We start from the raw sequence: 23903 nt of genomic DNA, 5'->3' as shown, positions 1-23903 counted from the left end.
GTACAGGATCATTCCCAAGTAATATAATGACATCATAACTGGCAGCTGGAGCAGCTGTTGTGAGAACAGAGAGGTTGACCATGACAACTGTACCCGTATCCGAATTAAAAGCAGGACTTAGATTGCAAAGCGATGTATTTACAGAAATGGGCAGCTTGCTGCTACCGAAAGGGCGCATTCTGCTACCGCGTGACTTGGAGATTTTACAGGCGTTCCTGATCCAGCAAGTTGAGGTAGGGACGGATGATCTTACAAAATCCAGTAGCGAGTCTACGACTGTTCGATCTGGAACATCTGAATCGCAAGGACCTTCGTTAGATGGACGAGATGAATCTGAACAATTTCAGGATGAGTATGACAAAATGGTGATGCTCGTTAAGAATGCATTTCAATCGGTGCTCGTCTCTAATTTATCTATATATGAACTGCGAGGACAATTGGAGTCCTTACTGGTGCACATTCAGCGCTATAATGTAATGACCTATACTCCGCCCGCCATGATCGAAGTGGACTATATTTTTCACAACGCCGTGCTAACCTCCCTTACTTCCTATTCCATTGCACAATGGATCGGATTACCTCAAAAGGATTGGATGCAAGTGGCTTTTGCTGGATTGCTTCATGACATAGGGAACGCTAAAATGGACCCGGTCATTCTGTATAAGCCCTCCAAACTAACGTGGGAAGAGCAAGAAGAAATACGTCGCCATACATCACTAGGATACCAGTTGCTTAAAAATGTGAAAGCTATTAACGAAGGTGTGCGTTTGGCAGCTCTTCAGCATCATGAGAAAGTGGACGGTACTGGATATCCACTGCGTCTTAAAGGGGAACAAATCCACATCTACGCTAAAATCGTTGGAGTGGCTGATGTATTCCATGCTATGACTCTAGAGAAAACATACCGACCTGCCCAATCACCGTATCTGGTTCTAGAGCAAATCAAGTCAGAATCATTTGGAAAGCTGGACCCAAGTGTCGTACAAGTTTTTATTCATAAGTTAACCCAATTCAATAATGGAACCAAGGTGCGCCTCAATGATAACCGTACAGGGGAAATTATTTTCGCTGATCGAGATCATCCGACTCGGCCGTTGATTCAAGTAGATGGGGAAATCATTAACTTAATGCTGCAAAGAGAGCTTTATATCGAGTGTATTGTTACTTAACTAAGTATTTTTAAAATAACAGTTGCACAATATAAAGAAAGTATGATATATTATTTCTTGTCGCTTCAAGTGTTATCAAGAAGAGCGAAAAACACTTTTGAAAAAAGTGTTGACATAACTCTAGAAAATATGATACACTATAAAAGTTGCTGAGGGGTTGAAAGAAACGCCGATGCGGACATTGAATGTTTGATCTTTGAAAACTGAACAACGAGTGAGTAAAACGATTTTGTTCGCAAAATCAAACAAGAGATATTTTATCTCGTCAGTTTCAAAATGAGCTCATCGCTCTTTCTATAAACCAACTTCGGTTGGTCTTTAATGGAGAGTTTGATCCTGGCTCAGGACGAACGCTGGCGGCGTGCCTAATACATGCAAGTCGAGCGGGGTTGATTAGAAGCTTGCTTCTAATCAACCTAGCGGCGGACGGGTGAGTAACACGTAGGCAACCTGCCCACAAGACAGGGATAACTACCGGAAACGGTAGCTAATACCCGATACATCCTTTTCCTGCATGGGAGAAGGAGGAAAGACGGAGCAATCTGTCACTTGTGGATGGGCCTGCGGCGCATTAGCTAGTTGGTGGGGTAAAGGCCTACCAAGGCGACGATGCGTAGCCGACCTGAGAGGGTGATCGGCCACACTGGGACTGAGACACGGCCCAGACTCCTACGGGAGGCAGCAGTAGGGAATCTTCCGCAATGGGCGAAAGCCTGACGGAGCAACGCCGCGTGAGTGATGAAGGTTTTCGGATCGTAAAGCTCTGTTGCCAGGGAAGAACGTCTTGTAGAGTAACTGCTACAAGAGTGACGGTACCTGAGAAGAAAGCCCCGGCTAACTACGTGCCAGCAGCCGCGGTAATACGTAGGGGGCAAGCGTTGTCCGGAATTATTGGGCGTAAAGCGCGCGCAGGCGGCTCTTTAAGTCTGGTGTTTAATCCCGAGGCTCAACTTCGGGTCGCACTGGAAACTGGGGAGCTTGAGTGCAGAAGAGGAGAGTGGAATTCCACGTGTAGCGGTGAAATGCGTAGATATGTGGAGGAACACCAGTGGCGAAGGCGACTCTCTGGGCTGTAACTGACGCTGAGGCGCGAAAGCGTGGGGAGCAAACAGGATTAGATACCCTGGTAGTCCACGCCGTAAACGATGAATGCTAGGTGTTAGGGGTTTCGATACCCTTGGTGCCGAAGTTAACACATTAAGCATTCCGCCTGGGGAGTACGGTCGCAAGACTGAAACTCAAAGGAATTGACGGGGACCCGCACAAGCAGTGGAGTATGTGGTTTAATTCGAAGCAACGCGAAGAACCTTACCAGGTCTTGACATCCCTCTGACCGGTCTAGAGATAGGCCTTTCCTTCGGGACAGAGGAGACAGGTGGTGCATGGTTGTCGTCAGCTCGTGTCGTGAGATGTTGGGTTAAGTCCCGCAACGAGCGCAACCCTTATGCTTAGTTGCCAGCAGGTCAAGCTGGGCACTCTAAGCAGACTGCCGGTGACAAACCGGAGGAAGGTGGGGATGACGTCAAATCATCATGCCCCTTATGACCTGGGCTACACACGTACTACAATGGCCGGTACAACGGGAAGCGAAATCGCGAGGTGGAGCCAATCCTAGAAAAGCCGGTCTCAGTTCGGATTGTAGGCTGCAACTCGCCTACATGAAGTCGGAATTGCTAGTAATCGCGGATCAGCATGCCGCGGTGAATACGTTCCCGGGTCTTGTACACACCGCCCGTCACACCACGAGAGTTTACAACACCCGAAGTCGGTGGGGTAACCCGCAAGGGAGCCAGCCGCCGAAGGTGGGGTAGATGATTGGGGTGAAGTCGTAACAAGGTAGCCGTATCGGAAGGTGCGGCTGGATCACCTCCTTTCTATGGAGAATCGTTTCCTGCAACGGAAACATTCAAATATGAAGCGTAAGCTTCAAAACTCAGGTTTAGGCCTGTTACTCACTCGTTGCTCAGTTTTGAGAGCTCAAACTCTCAAGCTTCGACGAATGTTTCATTCACACATCTGTGTGGAACCGAAATATTCATCGGGTTTCGCTTCAATGAAGCGAATTGCACCTTGAAAACTGGATACCGAAACGAAATTGCGTTTTAGAATATTCCTTTAAGCTGATCTTGTGTAAACAAGTGAAATAAAGGTAGCTGCCTTGAATTTTATTCACACATTTGTGTTGAACCGAAATTCAAAGCAAATCGTATTTACCATGTAAATACTAGGTTAAGCTACAAAGAGCACACGGAGGATGCCTAGGCGCCAGGAGCCGACGAAGGACGTGGCGAACAACGATAAAGCCTCGGGGAGCTGTAAGCAAGCTTTGATCCGGGGATGTCCGAATGGGGAAACCCGGCTGTCTTCATCGACAGTCACTTTCTGCTGAATACATAGGCAGAATAGAGGCAGACCAGGGGAACTGAAACATCTAAGTACCCTGAGGAAGAGAAAACAATAGTGATTCCGTCAGTAGCGGCGAGCGAACGCGGATTAGCCCAAACCAAGGAGCTTGCTCCTTGGGGTTGTGGGACGTCTCACATGGAGTTACAAAGGAACCGGTTAGATGAAGAGGTCTGGAAAGGCCCGCCAGAGAAGGTAAAAGCCCTGTAGTTCAAAACTTGTTCTCTCCGAGACGGATCCCGAGTAGTGCGGGGCACGTGAAACCCCGTATGAATCCGGCAGGACCATCTGCCAAGGCTAAATACTCCCTGGCGACCGATAGTGAAGCAGTACCGTGAGGGAAAGGTGAAAAGCACCCCGGAAGGGGAGTGAAATAGATCCTGAAACCGTGTGCTTACAAGAAGTCAGAGCCCGATCTATGGGTGATGGCGTGCCTTTTGTAGAATGAACCGGCGAGTTACGTTCCCGTGCAAGGTTAAGGTGAAGAGCTGAAGCCGCAGCGAAAGCGAGTCTGAATAGGGCGAATGAGTACGTGGACGTAGACCCGAAACCGGGTGATCTACCCCTGTCCAGGGTGAAGGTGCGGTAACACGCACTGGAGGCCCGAACCCACGCATGTTGAAAAATGCGGGGATGAGGTGGGGGTAGCGGAGAAATTCCAATCGAACCCGGAGATAGCTGGTTCTCCCCGAAATAGCTTTAGGGCTAGCCTCGGAAAAAAGAATCGTGGAGGTAGAGCACTGATTGGGTGCGGGGCCCGCAAGGGTTACCAAGCTCAGTCAAACTCCGAATGCCATAGATTTAGTTCCGGGAGTCAGACAGTGAGTGCTAAGATCCATTGTCGAAAGGGAAACAGCCCAGACCATCAGCTAAGGTCCCCAAGTGTGTGTTAAGTGGGAAAGGATGTGGAGTTGCACAGACAACCAGGATGTTGGCTTAGAAGCAGCCACCATTGAAAGAGTGCGTAATAGCTCACTGGTCGAGTGACTCTGCGCCGAAAATGTAACGGGGCTAAACACACCACCGAAGCTATGGCTTGATGCTTGCATCAGGGGTAGGGGAGCGTTGAATGCGGGTTGAAGGTGTACCGTAAGGAGCGCTGGACTGCATTCAAGTGAGAATGCCGGTATGAGTAACGAAAAGATCTGTGAGAATCAGATCCGCCGAAAGCCTAAGGGTTCCTGAGGAAGGTTCGTCCGCTCAGGGTAAGTCGGGACCTAAGGCGAGGCCGATAGGCGTAGTCGAAGGACAACAGGTCGAAATTCCTGTACCACCGTAATCCGTTATGAGCAATGGGGTGACGCAGTAGGGTAGTGACGCGGACTGATGGATGTCCGTCTAAGCAGTGAGGCTGGTGTGTAGGCAAATCCGCACATCGTTAAGGCTGGGCTGTGATGGGGAGCGAAAATTATAGTAGCGAAGGTCATGATCTCAGACTGCCAAGAAAAGCCTCTAGCCAGGAGAAGGTGCCCGTACCGCAAACCGACACAGGTAGGCGAGAAGAGAATTCTAAGGCGCGCGGAAGAACTCTCGTTAAGGAACTCGGCAAAATGACCCCGTAACTTCGGGAGAAGGGGTGCCTCGGTAGGGTGAATAGCCCGAGGGGGCCGCAGTGAAAAGGCCCAAGCGACTGTTTAGCAAAAACACAGGTCTGTGCGAAGCCGCAAGGCGAAGTATACGGGCTGACGCCTGCCCGGTGCTGGAAGGTTAAGGGGAGTGGTAAGCCTTCGGGCGAAGCTATGAACCGAAGCCCCAGTAAACGGCGGCCGTAACTATAACGGTCCTAAGGTAGCGAAATTCCTTGTCAGGTAAATTCTGACCCGCACGAATGGCGTAACGACTTGGGCGCTGTCTCAACGAGAGATCCGGTGAAATTTTAATACCTGTGAAGATGCAGGTTACCCGCGACAAGACGGAAAGACCCCATGGAGCTTTACTGCAGCTTGATATTGAATTTGGGTACGATCTGTACAGGATAGGTGGGAGCCGTTGAATCTTGAGCGCCAGCTTGAGAGGAGGCATCCTTGGGATACCACCCTGATCGTATCTAGGTTCTAACTTGGTACCGTGATCCGGTGCGAGGACAGTGTCAGGTGGGCAGTTTGACTGGGGCGGTCGCCTCCTAAAGAGTAACGGAGGCGCCCCAAGGTTCCCTCAGAATGGTTGGAAATCATTCGAAGAGTGCAAAGGCAGAAGGGAGCTTGACTGCGAGACCTACAAGTCGAGCAGGGACGAAAGTCGGGCTTAGTGATCCGGTGGTACCGCATGGAAGGGCCATCGCTCAACGGATAAAAGCTACCCTGGGGATAACAGGCTTATCTCCCCCAAGAGTCCACATCGACGGGGAGGTTTGGCACCTCGATGTCGGCTCATCGCATCCTGGGGCTGAAGTAGGTCCCAAGGGTTGGGCTGTTCGCCCATTAAAGCGGTACGCGAGCTGGGTTCAGAACGTCGTGAGACAGTTCGGTCCCTATCTGTCGTGGGCGTAGGAAATTTGAGAGGAGCTGTCCTTAGTACGAGAGGACCGGGATGGACGTACCGCTGGTGTACCAGTTGTTCCGCCAGGAGCACCGCTGGGTAGCTATGTACGGAAGGGATAAGCGCTGAAAGCATCTAAGCGTGAAGCCCCCCTCAAGATGAGATTTCCCAATTAGTAAGACCCCTTGAAGACGACGAGGTAGATAGGTTGGGGGTGGAAGTGCAGTAATGCATGGAGCTGACCAATACTAATCGGTCGAGGGCTTATCCTAAGAATAAAACGCAATGAGTTTCGGATCCAGTTTTCAGGGTGTAACCTTGAAGGTGTGTAGAAATACATACATACAAGCGCGTGGCTATTCATTCACACAAAAGTGATGAACCGAATAACCACACGGTAGAATTTGCACAGCAAATTCATGTTTGGTGGCGATAGCGGAGGGGTTCCACACGTACCCATCCCGAACACGACCGTTAAGCCCTCCAGCGCCGATGGTACTTGGACCGCAGGGTCCTGGGAGAGTAGGACGTCGCCAAGCAACAAGTAAAGAGGACCATGATCTCATTGAGATTATGGTTCTTTTTTGCATATACGTATACTTTAGAAATATCCTTACAAAAGGAAGGTAACATTTTTGTTACGGAATGTAAGAGTAAACCCTGTATAATATAGGTATTGAATCCCATACACACACGCTGCATTATTGCAGAATTATGCAAACTCCATCATAGGATTTTGTATAGTCAATCAGGCTGGTAAGGAGGGAAGATCATGCGGCGAAATAAATGGCTTGCTCTATTGGTGCTATTCAGTGTCGCTGTCGCGATTCTTACCGGGTGCGTGGAGGAGGAGCCTTCTTGGACATCGTTTGAGGGTGCTGCCAATGAGAAGACGTTTCCGGTTCCCAAAGAAGCTAGTAAAACCGATCGGGCCAGCAGTAATTCGGACATGGACTATGTTCGCTATGCACTGCCAGCATTGAAGGAAAGTGATAGTCTACCTGCCCCTTATCTAGAGGAGATTGCAGCTTGGGGCTGGACTGAGGAACCGAATTTATCCACCTCGAATCAGAAGGTGTTTCAGAAAAATAAACACATGGTGCATTTATCTGTGCATGATGGTTCTTTTACTGTATTGGTTCCAAAAGACAGAAAGGCTGTTGTGAAGAGCAAAAGCGTGGATCTTAATTAGGGACACGGTTTTCAACCGAGTAAGCAGCATAGGATTTATTGTAGATCATATTTTTAGTAAACTCATAGCGTATTGTATGCTGTGTATAATGATGAATGAAGAGATCGGATATGGGGAAGCACTCAGAACTGCAGTTGAGTAGGGGGTGGCTTCCTTTTATATATTTGCATGTTGATCAAATGCTCTACATGAATAACGAGGATAATGATGAGGAAAAGTTTACTTGATAAGCGAATATAACGATTACAGTTGTTAAGTCACAAAAAAAGGAGTAACCGGTTGAGGTTGCTCCTTTTTTATTGCTTCGGTCTATATGGGTGTAGGTTAGTTCAGACCTGAATTTTCTATCTGTACGGATAATGAGTGGTTAGATTTACTGTTGATAATATGAGGCATCTTCATCGGTAAACTTCAACATGCCGTCTTTTCTCTCGCCTGTAAGCCGACTGAGGATGTATAGACGCGGTGCAATAAGCCATAGATGCCAGAAGAGTAAGGATACAGTAAAGGCTGGTGGAGACCAGAGAATGAATACGGCTGATAAGCAGATACCGATCCAGAGGGTATGTATGTGCACACGACGAAAGATGCTATAGCCTATATACTGGTCTGTCATATAGCCTAGCCAAGGTAATTTACGATGGAATGCCCAGCGTTTGCGGAAGGATGTTCCGCCACCGATGTATAGGACAGATCGTGAGATTACGAAGTGTACCCATAAGGTTAGGAAAAAGGCAAGAGCAAACAAAAACACGCTAGTCCAGGAAAAGGCAAGAAGCAGAAAGAGAAGCATAATAATAGGTAATGTGATGTGACTCCATATTAGTTGACGCGGTATACTGATTTTTTTAATGAGCTTGTAGTGATAGTAGGTAGCTTTGGTTCCGGTTTCCTCTGTCATGCGAACAGTCCTTTCATTAATCTACTGCATCACAAGTGGCTTCCCGTCCACAGCCGGAAAAAGGGACGGTACTTCGCTCATGCCGCTTTAAATAAGCATTTAATCGTTTTTGTAGAAATACAGAATGATCAACATCCAGTGTTAGCTAGCCTACTCTATAATTACTGGAAAAGCTATCACTGATGAAGTGTTCAAGGGCTCCGATGAAAGGGTATCCATACATAAGAGCTTTTCTTATTATATCGGCATAGACGGCTGTTTTTTAAACATACGGGGTACAAACACCATAATGGCCCAGAAGGAATATATATAGAGTATATCGTCGAACTGGGCTATGAAAAGGTTTAAAATAGTAGAAAGTGCCCCATACTAATAGTAAAAGAAACAAGGTGGGATGGATATGCATGATCAAGGCGGCCACCGCTGCATTATATGCGGGCAGCACAAGCATGAAGGCATTTTTATCGTTTCCGAGTTTATCTGTGATACGTGTGAAGCTGAAATGGTGCACACGGATGCAACTGATGCCAAATATCATTTTTTTATTGATCAACTAAAGCAAATCTGGGTACAGAAAAATGCATAATATCCTTTGCTAATTAGTCTTTGAAGGATTGGCATTCCAAGGTCTGTCGATACGGGCCTTTTTTTCTGTGAGTAAAAGTAGGATTCCGCTTGATTTTACGATAAAATAAGGTAGATATAAAGCTTTGTTTGGAAGGATTGCAGAATGATGGGGAAAAAGGCGGTACATGCACCATTAATGGAAGCTCTAATACGTTACCGGACTCAGGGCAATGCTTCTTTCCATGTACCCGGTCATAAAAATGGACAAGTATATGAGCATGAAAATATTGCGTCTCTGTTGCAAGAAGTGATGTCTATTGATGCGACAGAAATTTCTGGACTGGATGATTTGCATCACCCAGAAGATGTGATTCGTGAAGGGCAGGGACTGGCTGCAAAGTGCTTTGGTGCTGAAGAGAGCTTTTGGCTAATTGGAGGAAGCACGGTCGGTAATTTGGCTATGATTTTAACTGTATGTACGGAGCCGGGAGATCTACTGCTGGTACAGAGGAATGTGCACAAATCTGTCCTGAACGGTCTCATGCTGTCAGGGGCTAACGCGGTATTCCTGGATCCGGAAATAGATACACTAAGCGGACTGGCGGTTGCCCCAACGACGGATACAATAAAGGCAGCACTGAAGGCCTATCCTTCGGCTAAAGGGGTGTTACTTACACTACCTAATTACTATGGGATGGGGCATGACCTGACGGCAACGGCTAAGGCTTGTCATGCAGCCCATGTGCCGCTATTGGTAGATGAGGCACACGGTGCCCATTATGGGCTGCATCCTCGTTTGCCAGCCTCTGCGCTATCCTGCGGGGCTGATGTAGTCGTCCAGTCGACACATAAAATGCTTCCAGCCATGACCATGGGGGCCATGTTACATGTGCAGGGAGAGAGAATCCATCGGGAACTGCTTCGTCAGCGGTTGGCGATGGTGCAGAGCTCTAGCCCTTCTTATCCGTTAATGGCTTCACTGGATTTGGCAAGATGGTATATAGAGGCGTATGGAGCGGATGCTTTTACAGTGGGCTTAGCGGCGGCAGATGCTTTTAGAAAGGGGCTGGAGCAGCTCCCACGCTTTCGCTTGCTAGGACCTACACAGCAGGAACTAGAGGGGAAAGACGCTCACAGGGGAATCTCTGAGGTCCTAGAAAGGGATGAGGAGGGAATAAGCGGATATTCAACCCAGGATCCTTTTAAATTGGTGCTGTATGATACATGGGGGATACTGGATGGGTTTGGACTCAAGCATGAGTTGGAGACTTATGGATGTACTCCAGAGATGAGCGACGAAAAACATGTTGTTTTATTGTTTACGTTAGGCTCTACGCCTAAGGATGCGAGTCACCTGTTGCAGGCTCTTGTGCATATAGATAATGATATAAGATTTAAGGAGACGGCTGGTGAACCGGGGGTAACGGAAAAAGAGCTGCAAAGACTCGAATTAGATTTTTCCACGTGGAACAATGATAGAATGAAGGGATACTCTAGTCCGGTGCCGTTTGGGCTTCGACCGATTAGCCCGGATCAGATAGAGAACGTGTCTGTAGACGATTCCGCTGGCAGGGTAGTGGCTGAAATGATTATCCCGTATCCTCCAGGTATTCCGCTGTTATATACAGGAGAAACAATCACAGAAGCGATTGCACTGCGGATGAGTCGTCTACGTGAGCTGGGAGCCAAGTGGCATGGGATATCAGATGAAAGTATGCTTACAATTCGGGTATTCCGTTTACAATAAAGATTAGATACTAGAGACTTAACAAATACAGAAGACTGAATAAAAGAAGCATACGTAGCCTGTGGGTGACTTTTATTTTTCAGGCAGGAAAGCAGGGAATAACATGAATCGCAAAGGCATTTTTATCACACTGGAGGGGGGAGACGGCTCCGGTAAAACAACTATGATTCAACGGCTGGCGAAGTTTATGGAGGAAGAAGGCTATCCAGTCATCACGACGAGGGAGCCGGGTGGCATCGAAATTTCCGAAAAGATTCGCTCTATCATTTTGGACCCTGCTCATACCAGTATGGATGCTCGAACAGAGGCACTTTTATACGCGGCGGCGCGGCGTCAGCATTTGGTGGAGAAGGTAAAGCCGGCTATTGAACAGGGAGCTATCGTATTATGTGATCGTTTTGTGGATAGTAGCTTGGTCTATCAAGGATTTGCAAGAGGGATCGGAATTGAAGAGGTAGCTTCAATTAATCGCTTCGCGGTTGATGATTGGGAGCCGGATGCCACATTTTATCTGGATATTGAGCCCGAATTGGGATTGGCAAGAATTAATGCGTCACGAGGAGCAGAAATGGACCGCCTCGACATGGAGAGTATATCGTTTCACCATAAGGTGCGAGAGGCATATTTGGAGTTGGCTCGCAAATTTCCGGAGCGAATTACAATTGTTGATGCATCTCCGGCGCCAGAGCAGGTGGAGCAAGTATTGAAGGATTTGCTGAAAAAGCGGTTTGTTCAGAATTTTAGCATATAATTGTCGAAGGATATACGGTAAAATTGAGCTAGGGACAAGGTTGTCTCTAATATGACTTGAAGGAGGAATACAGGATGAAGCTGATTATTGCGATTGTACAGGATAAGGACAGTAATAGATTATCCAGCGGACTGGTGAAAGCTAATTTCCGTGCTACCAAATTGGCGAGCACAGGAGGATTTCTGCGTGCAGGTAATACGACATTTATGATCGGTGTTGATGACAATCAGGTGGACTCATTAATGAACGTCATTCGCAGCAGTTGCAAGGTTCGTGAACAGCTGGTCACACCCGTTACCCCTATGAGCGGGACGACGGATTCCTATTTACCGTTACCTGTTGAAGTGCAGGTGGGTGGAGCGACGGTATTCGTGATGCCTGTAGACCGTTTCGAGCATTTCTGAATCTACACAATAGGGCCTATTCTGCCGATATGATAGGGGAATCGCCTGTATCTTCTCACATGATGGGAGTGAGGGCAGATCCACTAAAACGGCAGCGCTACAGCGTAGTCCCCGGAAAGCCGAAGAAACCCCGAGTTCTAGTTTGAACTGTTCATGAAGGGGGAAAGTGGAAGCATCCGGGGAGAAAGCAGGTTTATATGAAAATAAATCCGGGCTATCGCCCTTTACAAAGTACATTGTCTACAAATGAAATGAGTGCAAAGCCAATTCAGCCCAAGAGCTTCTCCGACGTTATGCAGCAAAATGGGGAGCAGGCTTCGCAGGAGGAATTGAATCGGCGCTTTAAGGAAATACAAATGCAGGGAGATCGTCTTGCACGTTCAATGACGATTCGTGAGTTGAAGGCTTATAAGATGCTGGTTAAACGGTTTTTGGAAGATACAGTTCGGCGAGGCGTGTCCATGAAGGACACAAAGGGTTGGGATCGCCGGGGACGCAGCAAACGTTATAAGCTGATTGATGAAGTGGATGAGCTGTTGCTCAAAATGGCGGATGAGCTGCTTGAAACTGAACAAGGCAAGATTGAGCTTTTGCAAGGGGTCGGTGAGATCAGAGGATTGCTGATTAATCTCTCATTTTAATGCAGACTTATGTTATAAATGAATACAGACGGGCTGTTGCCACGAAGAAATAATCTGCTTGCTGATCATGCTGGCAGATTATTTTTGACTATGTATATGTGGGCAGACGTGATACGGAAATAGCAGCAGTTGCCCCGAAAAACGAGGATTTGAAGTTGGAATCATGAAAATAGCAACAAAGTTTGCCCGGAAGAACAACGGTTTGCTGAGGGATCACAGTTGTTTTCAGTGGAGAAAGTGAGGAAATATGTCTTTTCAACATATAATGGGCCAGGATGTAGCCAAAAAAATGCTGCAAAGTGCACTACGGAATCATACGGTCAACCATGCCTATGTTTTTAGCGGGCCGCCGGGAAGCGGGCAGATGAACATGGCGCAGATCTTTGCTAAGGCTTTATTTTGTGAGCGACAGACGGATGATGCATGTGGGGAGTGCTTGTCGTGCCGTAAGGTAGAGCACGGGAATCATCCAGATTTGCACATTGTAGAGCCGGATGGAGCTACGATTAAAATTGATCAGATTCGCGGGCTTCAACGTATATTTTCTTACAAATCTGAAAGCTCCAATCCGAAGGTATATATTATTCGACAGGCGGATACCATGACAGTGCAAGCTGCTAATAGCCTACTTAAATTTTTGGAGGAGCCCCAGATTCCAGTGGTCGGTATACTCATTTCTGAAAATGGACAGGCGTTGCTACCTACGATTCAATCACGGACGCAGCAGGTTCCTTTCCACGCTTTACAGCCAGAAGTGATGATGCAGGCGTTAATTGGGGAAGGCTATACGGCAGGGCTTGTCCGGTCGGTCGTTCATATTGCTTCAGGACTGGAATCATGTAGAGAAATTCTCCAGCAGAATTGGTTTGCAGAAATTAGAAACGTAGTGTTACAATTAGTGAAGGAGTCCATGAGTCGGGGGAGTTCGTCTATTATTCTGGCTCAACAGAAGATTTTTAAAACTGGACTTTCTGAACACCTGGATATTCTGTTTCATCTGTTTCATTTGTGGTTTAAGGATATGCTTCATTTCCGTTACGGAAGGCACGAAAGCATTGTTTTCATAGATCATTTGGAGTCCGTCTCCAAATTGGCAATCACCCGCAGCACGGAACAATGGGTCTCTTATATGGATTTGGCCGCGAATTGCAGGAAGAAGCTCCGTTTTCACGTCAACGGGCAATTATGCGTGGAGCAGCTTCTGATTGGGTTGTCCGATACAAGCGGTTCTATCACCGGCTAACAGGAAGGCGCGCTTGTTCCACTCTGCACAATCCGCGACGCCAGGTTCCCGGTTTGTGCGACAGTGAGACTTCAATTGCGGCCATTCGTACAATGTCGGCTTCAAATGAGGTTTAGTGGCATACAAGGGGGTTAATTTTTGTATAGTGTAGTGGGTGTCCGTTTCAAGAAGGCGGGCAAGACTTATTATTTTGATCCGCTGGACCTTCCAGTGGAGAAAGAAAACTGCGTCATTGTAGAGACCGCGCGCGGTATTGAATATGGCAAGGTTGTAGTGGGCAAAAAAGAGGTAAATGATTCGGATGTTGTCCTGCCCTTAAAAAAAGTCATTCGTATTGCTGGGGATGATGATGCTCTTGTTGTAGAAGAGAATAAATTGGCGGCCAAGGATGCATTCGGCACGTGTTTAAATAAAATTAAAGACCATGGCCTTAAAATGAAGCTGGTAGATGTAGAATTTACATTTGACCGCAATAAGATCATTTTTTATTTTACGGCAGAGGGTCGGGTGGATTTTCGAGAGCTTGTAAAGGACTTGGCCAGTATTTTTCGTACACGGATCGAGCTGCGGCAGATCGGCGTACGGGATGAGGCTAAAATGCTTGGCGGAATCGGACCTTGTGGACGTATTCTGTGTTGCTCCTCATGGCTGGGGGATTTTGAGCCGGTATCTATTAAGATGGCGAAGGATCAGAGTTTGTCGCTGAATCCGACGAAGATTTCCGGGTTGTGCGGGAGATTGATGTGCTGCCTCAAGTTTGAACATGATAACTACGAAAGCATGCGAGAAGAGCTACCTCAGGTGGGTAAGATGGTTATCACCTCTTTGGGAGAAGGTAAAGTCGTAGGTGTGAATGCAGGTCATCGCACGGTGCATGTTCAACTGTTTGAGATCAGTAAGGTCAAGGAACTTCCAATGGACGATGTAGTCGTCAAGTAAACCATTAGGTTGCTTCGGGGTGGAAACTTGGATAAATTAAATGTTTTTGCGCGTATTCACGAAATGGAAACCCAAATGGGACAGTTGCATAGCGATCTGGGTGAATTGAAACTGGCAGTAAAAGAGCTGCTGGAGGAAAATCAACGACTAACGATTGAAAACGAACAGGTGCGCAAGATGCTCAAACGTGAAACCTCTGGAGAAGAAAAGACGGCAAACAAGCCGAAGCTTCCTCCTCCGATCGTCATTAAGGATGAAGGGCAAACGGGTGAGGTCGTGGGTGAAGGCTACGACAATCTAGCAAGGCTGTATCATGAAGGATTTCATATATGCAACGTGTATTACGGACATTTGCGAACGGAAGGCGATTGCCTCTTCTGTCTGTCATTTTTGAATAAATAAAAACAAGCCGTAGGAGTAAGATGCCTACGGCTTTTTTGTAAGGAAGTATGAGTGAAAAGCGATTTTGGTTATAAAAGATGGGAGAGCACTATGGACGAAAATGAAAAGAAGTCTGAACGAATTGATGATTTACTTTCACATAATTTGCGCATTATCCAAAGTGATGAAGTATTCAGCTTCTCGATGGACGCGGTCTTGCTGGCACGTTTTGCCGGTATTCCGCAGCGTGGAAAGATTCTGGATCTGTGTACTGGCAATGGGGTTGTCCCGTTGTTGCTAACGACACGAACAAAAGCGTCTATTGAAGGAATTGAGATTCAACCACGCTTGGCAGATATGGCTAGACGTAGTGTCAGCTTGAATGGATTAGAAGCAGCAATTCAGATTCGGGAAGGGGACCTACGTGAGCTGGTTCACATCACGGGACATGGTGTTTATGATGCGATTACCGTGAATCCCCCCTATATGCCGCTAAATGGTAGCGATATCAAGCTGAATCCTCACCAGGCAATTGCCCGTCATGAAGTGAACTGTACACTGGAAGAAGTCATTCAGGCATCCACCCGGCTTGTCCGTAATGGGGGCAAAGTATCCATGGTTCATCGCCCGCAGCGATTGGGTGAGATTATAACCTTGATGCGTAATCATAGTTTGGAACCCAAACGAATACGTTTTGTTCACCCACGAGTTCATATGGAAGCCAATATGGTACTGGTTGAAGCATTACGTGACGGCAAACCGGAGGTTCGTCTGTTGCCTCCGCTCATTGTATATCAGGAAAATGGGAATTATACTCAGGAAATAAGAGATATCTATGGAGAAGTAAGCAAGGGGGATTCTGTGTGAAAGCAGCTGTACAAAAAAGCTTTAGTAACAGCGAAGAAGAACGGGGAAAGTTGTATCTTGTTGCAACACCCATTGGGAATCTGGACGATATGACCTTTAGGGCGATTAACACCTTAAAATCATGTAGTATTATTGCTGCCGAAGATACGCGGCAGACACGCAAACTGCTCACCCATTTCGAAATTACACCGGATATGCTCTTCAGTTATCATGAACATAATAAGGCTGCCAGTGGGCCTGAACTGATACGTTATATAATAGAAGGAAAAAATTTGGCACTGGTTAGTGATGCAGGTCTACCGGCCATTTCTGACCCTGGTTCGGATCTGGTCAAGCTGGCACTGGAAGCGGAAATTAGCGTCATTCCTATCCCAGGAGCAAATGCAGCACTATCGGCTTTAATTGCTTCAGGACTGGATACAGAAAGGTTCACCTTCGCTGGCTTTCCACCACGGGAGAAAAAGGACCTAGAGAAGCTGTTGCTATCGTTTCAGGTATCTCACGGCACAATTATTTTTTATGAATCGCCTCATCGCATTGTGAAGACATTGATGGTGTTGAAGGAAACATTAGGTTCACGCAAAGTGGTGCTTGCGCGTGAGCTAACCAAGCTGCATGAGGAATGGGTGCGAGGAACCGTGGAGCAATGCCTTGCTAAACTAGAGGAGAATCCACCAATTGGTGAATATTGCCTGGTGGTTGAAGGAAAAGACGAAGAGGAAGAGGAACAGGAACGTCAGGCGTGGTGGCAGTCCTTATCTTTGGAGTCCCACGTCGCACATTACGAGGCAGAGGGACTTACACGCAAGGATGCAATGAAGCGTACAGCCACAGATCGTTCAATCTCCAAGAGAGATGTTTACAACGCACTCTTATGAATATCTGTCTGAACAAAAAAGGGCCTTCCAACGGTTGGGTTCAAACCGTGGAAGGCAACAAGGAGTATATATGAAAAAGGTTAGAATTAACAATATCTGATAAGTCTATTATATACTAAAATTCTCAGTTTGTCACAGGTGTTGGGATTTCAGAAATGCAATCTTGGCAAACAATTTTCCCTTTGAAGTAAATTACGTTCTCAGCATTGCCGCAGAAGATACAAGCAGGCTCGTATTTTTTAAGCATGATGCGTTCGCCATCAACATAAATTTCCAAAGCGTCTTTCTCTCCGATTCCCAGGGTACGACGCAATTCGATTGGAATAACAACACGTCCGAGCTCGTCAACTTTTCTTACAATACCAGTGGATTTCATCATAATAAATCAGGCTCCTCTCGCCGTTTAAAATAATATAAGTGTCATGATTCGACAAAATTTTCTCTTTTCTGATATTTACTATACCAACGATTCCCAAAACAGTCAACCTTAAAAATGTAGTAACAGTCTGATTATGCAAAAGTATTTAGATTAAAGACCTTTATTCATGTGTATTGCCTTATCTTATTGATGATTTATTCAGTTTGTCGATTTGGAAATGTCGAAAAACTATAATTCGACATATTACGACAAAGAATGTCGAATGAGGGAAAACATTTAGGATTTTATTGTATTTTAATCCATTATTCCGAATATTAAAGGAGCTGATATCTTGCACCAGCCACTCAGTGAAGAAAAAGTTTTTAAAGACCCGGTACATAATTATATCCATGTTCAGGATACTGTGATATGGCGGCTGATCAACACGCCGGAGTTCCAACGTTTACGGCGCATACGGCAGTTAGGCACATCGTATCTTACGTTTCATGGAGCGGAGCATAGCCGTTTTTCACATTCATTGGGCGTATATGAGATTACGAGACGTATTATTTCTCAATTTGAACGTGGAGATTTCCCAGATTGGCCGAAGGAGGAAAGGCTGGTTGCTCTATGTGCAGCTTTATTGCATGATGTGGGGCATGGCCCATTTTCTCATTCAATTGAGGAAGCCTTTCATATGAACCATGAGGATTGGACATGCCGCATTGTACTGGGAGACACGAAGATCAACGCTGTGCTACGGCAAGTCGACGACAAGCTTCCACAAAAGGTGGCTGCGGTTATAGCCAAAACGTATGATAAGCCAATCGTTGTCAACTTGGTAACCAGTCCGCTAGATGCTGACCGTATGGATTATTTGTTGCGGGATGCTCATTCGACAGGTGTCAACTACGGCACAATTGATTTGGATCGTATTTTACGACTGCTACGTCCTCATAATGGGAGAATTGTTGTGAAGGAATCAGGCATGCATGCAGTAGAAGATTATTTAATGTCACGCTACCAGATGTATTGGCAAATTTATTTTCATCCTGTAACACGCAGCTCGGAAATCCTTTTACGTAAAATTTTCAAGCGAGCAAAGGAATTGTTTAAAAACGGATATGAGTTTGGTTTTCTGCTGGACCCGCTGCCGGATCTGTTGAAAGGAGAGCTTACAGTAGAGCAATATCTGATGCTCGACGAGTCATTAATCCAGACCGTATTTAGCCAGTGGAAACGAGAAAAGGACGAAATTTTAAGCGATTTGAGCAGCCGTTTTATGGACCGTAGATTGTATAAATATGTAGAGATTGAAAATATGGATACAGATACCATTGACAGTATTAGAGAAGCTTTGAAAGAGGCTGGTTTGCACCCTGAATATGATTTTGAAATTGATTTTCCGACAGATCTTCCTTATGATGTGTTTCGGCAGGGTGGCTCGACGGACAACCAGATTTTACTGCTTGGACGTCAGGGCGAGGTGAGTGAAATATCCGAAGTTTCGGAAATTGTGCGCTCAATAAGTGGTATTCACCGAGGAAAATATCATATGTATTTTCCCCAGAATAAATTGAACGCGGTAAAAGACAGGCTTCCTGCCGAAATAAGGAATTATTTTGTCAAAGAATAGACAACTATATAGAAATGTAAGTAAAAAAAGGAGATGTAAACCTTGGATTTATTCGACACTCATACTCACTTGGATGCGCCACAATTTGACGAAGATCGTGAAGAAGTTATAGCACGTGCTGTCGAATCAGGAGTAACACGGATGATCAATATCGGATTTAATCGTGAGACCATTCCATCCACCATGAAATTGGCCGAGACGTATGATTTTATTTATGCGGCAGTTGGATGGCACCCTCAGGATGCTATTACAATGCAGGAGGGCGATTTAGAATGGATTGCATCGTTATGCAGTCATAAGAAGGTTGTAGCCATCGGAGAGATCGGTCTGGATTATTATTGGGATACATCACCGAAGGATGTTCAGCATCGGGTGTTTCGAAATCAAATTGGTCTGGCTCGTGAGCTCAAAATGCCCATTGTTATTCATAACCGGGATGCACATGAAGATATTGTTAGGATATTGCGCGAGGAAAAAGCGAGTGAGATTGGAGGAGTCATGCACTCCTTTTCGGGTAGCTGGGAGACAGCCAAAATGGTGCTGGATATGGGATTTCACCTTTCCTTTGGTGGTCCAATAACGTTCAAAAATGCCAAGCAGCCAAAAGAGGTGCTCGCACAGGTGCCGCTGGACCGTCTGCTCATTGAAACTGATGCTCCCTATCTGACGCCTCATCCGTTTCGTGGGAAGCGAAATGAGTCTGCACATGTGAGACTGGTAGCAGAGGCTGCAGCCCAAATCAAAGGGATTACAGTGGAGGAATTAGTGTCAATAACGACCCAAAATGCCCTGGAACGATTTGACATTCAATGAAAAAGTGAAGAAATCGATCAAAATAAAGAGATAGACGAAGCTAATCATGAATTTGTTGCAGGAAACTCGAGAATATTACAATATTTTAACCGAATATTTTAAAAAATGTACTTGAAACCTGCTTTACAACATGCATAGAAACAGGATATCATCTTTTCAGTGAATTGTTGTTTGAATGTAAACATCAACAAGTCATTTCATGAACCAGTCTCGCTGAGTCCCTTTTACAGGGAACGGGGGAACCGATATGGCTTACAGTACGTCCGGCATATGTGCAAGAAGGGAACGTCTCTTCCGCCAGCCGGCTCGACCGAAATTCTTTCCCCGAATGGGATTGAATAGGTGGAGGAGCCGTATTTCGATTTCTTTCTGGGTCTTCGGGGTGAATGTGAAGGCGACCGCCATGAGCGGTTGACCCAAGCTAGGGCGACTCTCTACGTCCGAACCCGACAGCTAACCCCGTAAGCGTAACAAGAGAGAAGCCATCTCGTGCATGAGTTTTCCCGCATATTCACACATGCCGGAAGCCACGAAAGAGCTCTCTAGTCTCTTTCTCTGGCTTTTTTTGTTGTGAATAAAAGAAAATCTGTCATCATACTGTGGTTAAACAGGGGAGGACAGCATGCCGCGAAGACGGGTACATGGTGCAGGACAGTCGCAGTTTGGGCTTGTCTTGTAGAAAATCTGTTATAGTCACGTCAAATCTCAACTATGTCTTACTCCAGACGGCGGGCTATGTAAGGAGGACGGAGGAAATGGGCATTTTCCAAAAAAAGGATACCCATGAGTCACGCTCATCCAGCATGTCTTACGTATTGCGTTGGAAGCAAGAGAATGTGCGCCAGGCTGCTTTGGTTGCTATTTTTCTAATCGCGCTAACGATTATGATTTCAATTCTGATGTACACGCAATCTAAAAAACAAGTCTTTTTTGTCATCGATGGCAAGGCGTCTGCGGTAGAAACCCGGGAATCCAAGCTTCAAGATTTGCTGAGCGAGCATTCCATTTCACTTCAGCCGCATGATACAGTTTCCATGCCGCTAAATGGAGCAATACAGGATGGCGATCGCGTAGTCATTAAACGTGCCAATCAAGTCAGAGTATCTTCAGGCAATGAGACGAAAAAGCTGTACACAACAGAAAATACAGTAGAAGGTGCCATTCGTACCTCGGGCTATAAATTATCATCAACGGATAAAGTTTATCCTGCGTTGGATGCCTCTGTTTCGTCTAACATGGACATAAAAATCGTCCGTGTGAAGAAACAGCAGGTCGAACAGAAAAAACAGGTGCCTTATCAGGTCATCAAAACGGCCGATCCGAGTCTTTATAAAGGCGATAATCGGGTCATTCAAAGCGGCAAATCGGGTGTGGTCGTCCAGCACGTTCAAAAGGTATATCATGATGGAAAGTTGGTATCCAAACAGCTGGTTAACAAGGAAGTTGCACAGAACCGTGTGGATAAAGTCATTGCAGTAGGAACGAAGAAAAAACCGGTCGTTCTGGCTGCTTCCGTCGGTCCCAATGATGCCGTTAAGGCAACGACGGTTAGTTCGGGCAGTGCTGTCCGTAAAGCAGGCGTCAATTTTAAATATAGCAAAGTTTTACAAAATGTCTCCATGACGGCGTATTCCTCACAGGAGCCAGGTATCGGTACACGTACTGCATCCGGCGCACGTGTCACGGAAGGACGCACCATCGCGGTCGATCCGAGTGTAATTCCAATCGGCTGGTGGGTGTATATCGAAGGGGTGGGCTTCCGCCGTGCGGAGGATACCGGTGGCGCGATTAAAGGCCACAAAATCGATGTGTATTATGAGAGTTTGAGCCGAGCCAACCAATTTGGTCGTAAGCACGGTAAAACCGTTTATGTTATCGGACCGATAAAGCCTGAAATCAACTAAAACAGGTTGTGTATGTTGAGGGCAATGCGATAGTATTAACAACATAGTTATGCCATGCTAAGAAGAGGATATCCTCTTCTTATTTTGTTTTCAAAAGCAGGGAAAGATAAATATAGCTTGCTGTGTAGCAGTGGAGGGAAACGCAAATGATCAAGGAAGTGATCGTGGTAGAGGGCCGGGATGATACGGTGGCCATTCGCCGCGCTGTTGAAGCGGATACGATAGAAACTGGCGGCTCAGCCATTAATAAAATGACGCTGCGTAAAATTGCATTGGCGCAGGAGCGGCGGGGGGTCATCATTTTAACCGATCCCGATCATGCAGGGGAGCGCATCCGTAAGATTATCGCTTCCAAGGTACCCGGCTGCAAGCAGGCCTTTATACCCGAGGCAGAAGCGACGCGCAAAGGAGATATTGGCGTGGAGAATGCCTCACCGGAAGCGATCAGACACGCTCTTGCACGGGTCCATACGACAGTGGAAGGCGCCGACCCGCTGATTGAGTGGGCGGACCTGATTGATGCTGGACTCATCACCCACCCCAATGCTGCTGCACGCCGTATGGCCTTAGGGAATGTGCTGGGTATTGGTTATTGTAACGGAAAGCAGCTACATAAACGGCTCTCTGTATTTCAGATCAGCCGCGAGGAATTTGCCGGGGCGCTGGCACAAATTGAAAGTGAAGGATTGTGATATCCGTATGACAGGGATTCAAGATATAGCAACACCGCGGCGTACGAAGGACATTATTCAACGGCACGGTTTTTCGTTCAAAAAGAGTTTGGGACAAAATTTCCTGATTGATCAAAATATTCTCAATAAGATTGTAAATGCTGCCGGATTGGATGAGACGAAGGGCGCACTTGAGATCGGTCCTGGGATTGGTGCTTTGACCGAGAAGCTGGCCCAATCAGCCAAGGCAGTTACCGCTGTCGAGATTGACCAGCGGCTACTGCCAATTCTCGAAGAAGTGTTGGCCCCTTACGAGCATGTGAAGGTACGTCATGGAGATGTGTTGAAGCTGGATTTGCGCGAGGTGTTCGCAACCGATTTTGCAGACGTGAGCAAAGTAAGTGTCGTGGCTAATCTGCCGTACTACGTTACTACACCGATTCTGATGAGGCTGCTGGAGGACAAGCTCCCTTTGGAGAATATCGTCGTTATGATCCAAAAAGAAGTGGCTGAGCGTATGGCTGCGTCTCCTGGAACGAAGGATTACGGCAGCCTGAGCATTGCGGTGCAATATTACAGCGAACCTGAATTAGTCTGTATTGTGCCGAATACAGTATTTATTCCCCAGCCGAATGTGGAGTCTGCAGTCATCCGGTTGCGTGTACGGGAAGCCCCTCCAGTGGAAGTGGTGGATGAGAAGCATTTTTTTGAAGTGGTTCATGCTGCTTTTGCCCAGCGTCGTAAAACCATTTCCAATAACCTAAAAAGCCGTTTCTTCACCAAAGAGAACAGGGACACGCTGGAGCCGTTGTTGCAACAAGCTGGTATTGAACCCTCCCGTCGAGGAGAAACGCTAAGTATTGAGGAATTTGCGCGTCTCAGCGCTGTGCTGTTGGAGGCAGGTATATCCTAAGCTGGAACCAAACTGTGCATTCACCCATACGATATAGGAGGGGTGATACAGTGTGATGAGTTTAGGAGACTTGGTCGTTCGGAAATCGTACGGCGGAGATGTCACGTTTCGTGTTGAGGACATCCAGCGGGATAAAGCGATCATTAAGGGAATAGAATTTCGGCTGCTGGCCGATTCCCCAGTGAACGATCTGGTCAGAGTGCCTGCAGACCAGATTAGCGGTAAGACTCAGCAGGCCCATATTAAGGCTGGTGAGTCTCTTAATCTGTTGCAACGGGCACGCCAGCAGCAAGCTGCTCGTAGTCAGGCAGCTCTGGTTGGGGACTGGAGTGATCCGGTCGAGTCAACGTATTTTGAAATGCCGGGAAAGGTTCTTCATCTGGATGGAGATCCCGGCTATTTGAAAAAATGTCTCAGTTTATATGAACAGCTCCGTGTTCCTGCAGAGGGACATCACGTTCACGAATCGGCAATGGCGGACACGTTGTACCGACTGCTTCCCCGTATCCGTCCGGATATCGTAGTCATTACCGGACATGACGGTGTGCTGAAGCAGCCACAGCCTTACGATTTGTACAGCTTGAAAAGTTATAAAAATTCGCAAAATTTTGTGGCGGCGATTCAGGTAGCAAGACAATATGAACGTCATCTGGATTCGCTGACGATTGTAGCGGGGGCGTGCCAGTCCCATTTTGAGGCGCTGCTACGTGCGGGAGCGAACTTCGCCAGCTCACCAGGGCGTATCCTGATTCACGCGCTGGACCCCGTTTACGTGGCTGCCAAGGCGGCCTTTACTTCGATCCGTGATACGGTCAACATGGGGGACCTGTTTCACCAGACAATCAGTGGCAGTCGCGGAGTGGGTGGAATTGAAACTAGGGGAAGCTATCGCATCGGCCTGCCGAAGCTTGAAAATTTGTCTACGCTTAAAGTAACGCCTTCCGCAATCTAGGATTCAAATGTGCCAATAGGATTAATCTGAACAAAAAGCCTCTGCTTTCAGAGGCTTTTTGTCATTTTTTATATAAATTATTCCTGTTCGCAAAA

The 23903-nt window shown here is 46.7% G+C and carries 20 protein-coding genes, 3 rRNA genes and 1 riboswitch; of the genes, 21 read left to right on the top strand and 2 right to left on the bottom strand.

The window, feature by feature from the left end:
• Nucleotides 1-80: 80 nt before the first annotated feature.
• The 5 genes from MHB54_RS12980 to MHB54_RS12960 all read left to right on the top strand — a co-directional run bounded on the left by MHB54_RS12980 (nucleotide 81) and on the right by MHB54_RS12960 (nucleotide 7242).
• A complete protein-coding gene (locus MHB54_RS12980) occupies nucleotides 81-1169 on the top strand; it encodes an HD-GYP domain-containing protein (protein WP_028540988.1) in 1089 nt (362 codons plus the stop codon).
• A gap of 318 nt (nucleotides 1170-1487) precedes the next feature.
• A 16S ribosomal RNA gene (locus tag MHB54_RS12975) occupies nucleotides 1488-3043 on the top strand.
• Between the two features lie 353 nt (nucleotides 3044-3396).
• A 23S ribosomal RNA gene (locus MHB54_RS12970) occupies nucleotides 3397-6322 on the top strand.
• 150 nt (nucleotides 6323-6472) lie between these two features.
• Nucleotides 6473-6589: ribosomal RNA gene (gene rrf / locus MHB54_RS12965) — 5S ribosomal RNA — on the top strand.
• The 16S, 23S and 5S rRNA genes sit together here, the layout of an rRNA operon.
• A 233-nt stretch (nucleotides 6590-6822) precedes the next feature.
• Nucleotides 6823-7242: a hypothetical protein gene (locus tag MHB54_RS12960; protein ID WP_013308104.1), complete on the top strand. Its 420-nt coding sequence runs from the start codon at nucleotides 6823-6825 to the stop codon at nucleotides 7240-7242.
• Nucleotides 7243-7615: 373 nt separating this feature from the next.
• Here MHB54_RS12960 and MHB54_RS12955 read toward each other — a convergent pair whose 3' ends face one another.
• Nucleotides 7616-8143, bottom strand: coding sequence for a hypothetical protein (locus MHB54_RS12955; protein ID WP_023986421.1), 528 nt, complete (start codon nucleotides 8141-8143; stop codon nucleotides 7616-7618).
• A 400-nt stretch (nucleotides 8144-8543) separates the two neighbouring features.
• Between MHB54_RS12955 and MHB54_RS12950 the strand changes: the two genes are divergently transcribed.
• From MHB54_RS12950 to rsmI, 10 genes are all read left to right on the top strand, one after another.
• The gene (locus MHB54_RS12950; RefSeq protein ID WP_023986422.1) at nucleotides 8544-8729 is read left to right on the top strand and encodes a sigma factor G inhibitor Gin; all 186 of its coding nucleotides are present in this window, start codon (nucleotides 8544-8546) and stop codon (nucleotides 8727-8729) included.
• 144 nt (nucleotides 8730-8873) lie between these two features.
• A complete protein-coding gene (locus MHB54_RS12945) occupies nucleotides 8874-10457 on the top strand; it encodes an aminotransferase class I/II-fold pyridoxal phosphate-dependent enzyme (RefSeq protein WP_264454321.1) in 1584 nt (527 codons plus the stop codon).
• 103 nt (nucleotides 10458-10560) lie between these two features.
• Complete coding sequence (gene tmk, locus MHB54_RS12940; protein WP_013308107.1) at nucleotides 10561-11208, top strand: dTMP kinase; 648 nt, start codon at nucleotides 10561-10563, stop codon at nucleotides 11206-11208.
• A 74-nt stretch (nucleotides 11209-11282) separates the two neighbouring features.
• Nucleotides 11283-11612 (top strand): cyclic-di-AMP receptor, encoded by a 330-nt coding sequence (locus MHB54_RS12935; protein WP_007427998.1) that lies wholly within the window; start codon nucleotides 11283-11285, stop codon nucleotides 11610-11612.
• Nucleotides 11613-11809: 197 nt separating this feature from the next.
• Nucleotides 11810-12253, top strand: coding sequence for a YaaR family protein (locus MHB54_RS12930; protein ID WP_013308108.1), 444 nt, complete (start codon nucleotides 11810-11812; stop codon nucleotides 12251-12253).
• A 247-nt stretch (nucleotides 12254-12500) separates the two neighbouring features.
• Entirely contained in the window at nucleotides 12501-13496 is a 996-nt protein-coding gene (holB, locus tag MHB54_RS12925; RefSeq protein ID WP_023986424.1) for a DNA polymerase III subunit delta', read from the top strand.
• 138 nt (nucleotides 13497-13634) lie between these two features.
• The gene (locus tag MHB54_RS12920) at nucleotides 13635-14435 is read left to right on the top strand and encodes a PSP1 domain-containing protein (RefSeq protein WP_013308110.1); all 801 of its coding nucleotides are present in this window, start codon (nucleotides 13635-13637) and stop codon (nucleotides 14433-14435) included.
• Between the two features lie 27 nt (nucleotides 14436-14462).
• Nucleotides 14463-14837 carry a DNA replication initiation control protein YabA gene (gene yabA / locus MHB54_RS12915; protein ID WP_025722558.1) on the top strand — a complete coding sequence of 125 codons (375 nt, stop codon included), beginning with the start codon at nucleotides 14463-14465 and terminating at the stop codon, nucleotides 14835-14837.
• A 90-nt stretch (nucleotides 14838-14927) separates the two neighbouring features.
• Entirely contained in the window at nucleotides 14928-15683 is a 756-nt protein-coding gene (locus MHB54_RS12910) for a tRNA1(Val) (adenine(37)-N6)-methyltransferase (protein WP_023986426.1), read from the top strand.
• Nucleotides 15680-16561, top strand: a complete 882-nt coding sequence (gene rsmI / locus MHB54_RS12905; RefSeq protein ID WP_209940727.1) for a 16S rRNA (cytidine(1402)-2'-O)-methyltransferase — start codon at nucleotides 15680-15682, stop codon at nucleotides 16559-16561. Before MHB54_RS12910 ends, rsmI begins: the two co-directional genes overlap by 4 nt.
• A gap of 124 nt (nucleotides 16562-16685) precedes the next feature.
• Here the strand turns inward: rsmI and MHB54_RS12900 are convergent, their stop codons facing one another.
• Nucleotides 16686-16940 (bottom strand): AbrB/MazE/SpoVT family DNA-binding domain-containing protein, encoded by a 255-nt coding sequence (locus tag MHB54_RS12900; RefSeq protein WP_007428005.1) that lies wholly within the window; start codon nucleotides 16938-16940, stop codon nucleotides 16686-16688.
• Nucleotides 16941-17271: 331 nt separating this feature from the next.
• Between MHB54_RS12900 and MHB54_RS12895 the strand changes: the two genes are divergently transcribed.
• The 6 genes from MHB54_RS12895 to yabG all read left to right on the top strand — a co-directional run bounded on the left by MHB54_RS12895 (nucleotide 17272) and on the right by yabG (nucleotide 23808).
• The gene (locus MHB54_RS12895; RefSeq protein WP_023986428.1) at nucleotides 17272-18555 is read left to right on the top strand and encodes an HD domain-containing protein; all 1284 of its coding nucleotides are present in this window, start codon (nucleotides 17272-17274) and stop codon (nucleotides 18553-18555) included.
• A 42-nt stretch (nucleotides 18556-18597) separates the two neighbouring features.
• A complete protein-coding gene (locus MHB54_RS12890; protein WP_068938706.1) occupies nucleotides 18598-19368 on the top strand; it encodes a TatD family hydrolase in 771 nt (256 codons plus the stop codon).
• Nucleotides 19369-19569: 201 nt separating this feature from the next.
• Nucleotides 19570-19852, top strand: a riboswitch (cyclic di-AMP (ydaO/yuaA leader).
• Nucleotides 19853-20123: 271 nt separating this feature from the next.
• The gene (locus MHB54_RS12885; protein ID WP_068938705.1) at nucleotides 20124-21272 is read left to right on the top strand and encodes a 3D domain-containing protein; all 1149 of its coding nucleotides are present in this window, start codon (nucleotides 20124-20126) and stop codon (nucleotides 21270-21272) included.
• Between the two features lie 146 nt (nucleotides 21273-21418).
• Nucleotides 21419-21964, top strand: a complete 546-nt coding sequence (rnmV, locus tag MHB54_RS12880) for a ribonuclease M5 (RefSeq protein ID WP_013308117.1) — start codon at nucleotides 21419-21421, stop codon at nucleotides 21962-21964.
• Between the two features lie 7 nt (nucleotides 21965-21971).
• Nucleotides 21972-22856 carry a 16S rRNA (adenine(1518)-N(6)/adenine(1519)-N(6))-dimethyltransferase RsmA gene (rsmA, locus tag MHB54_RS12875; RefSeq protein ID WP_023986431.1) on the top strand — a complete coding sequence of 295 codons (885 nt, stop codon included), beginning with the start codon at nucleotides 21972-21974 and terminating at the stop codon, nucleotides 22854-22856.
• A gap of 55 nt (nucleotides 22857-22911) precedes the next feature.
• Nucleotides 22912-23808 (top strand): sporulation peptidase YabG, encoded by an 897-nt coding sequence (yabG, locus tag MHB54_RS12870; RefSeq protein ID WP_023986432.1) that lies wholly within the window; start codon nucleotides 22912-22914, stop codon nucleotides 23806-23808.
• The last annotated feature ends 95 nt before the right edge of the window (nucleotides 23809-23903 follow it).

Origin of the sequence: Paenibacillus sp. FSL M7-0802, from assembly GCF_038004945.1 — a bacterium.
Taxonomy (GTDB): domain Bacteria; phylum Bacillota; class Bacilli; order Paenibacillales; family Paenibacillaceae; genus Paenibacillus; species Paenibacillus polymyxa_B.
This window is presented reverse-complemented; position numbering and strand designations above follow the sequence as displayed.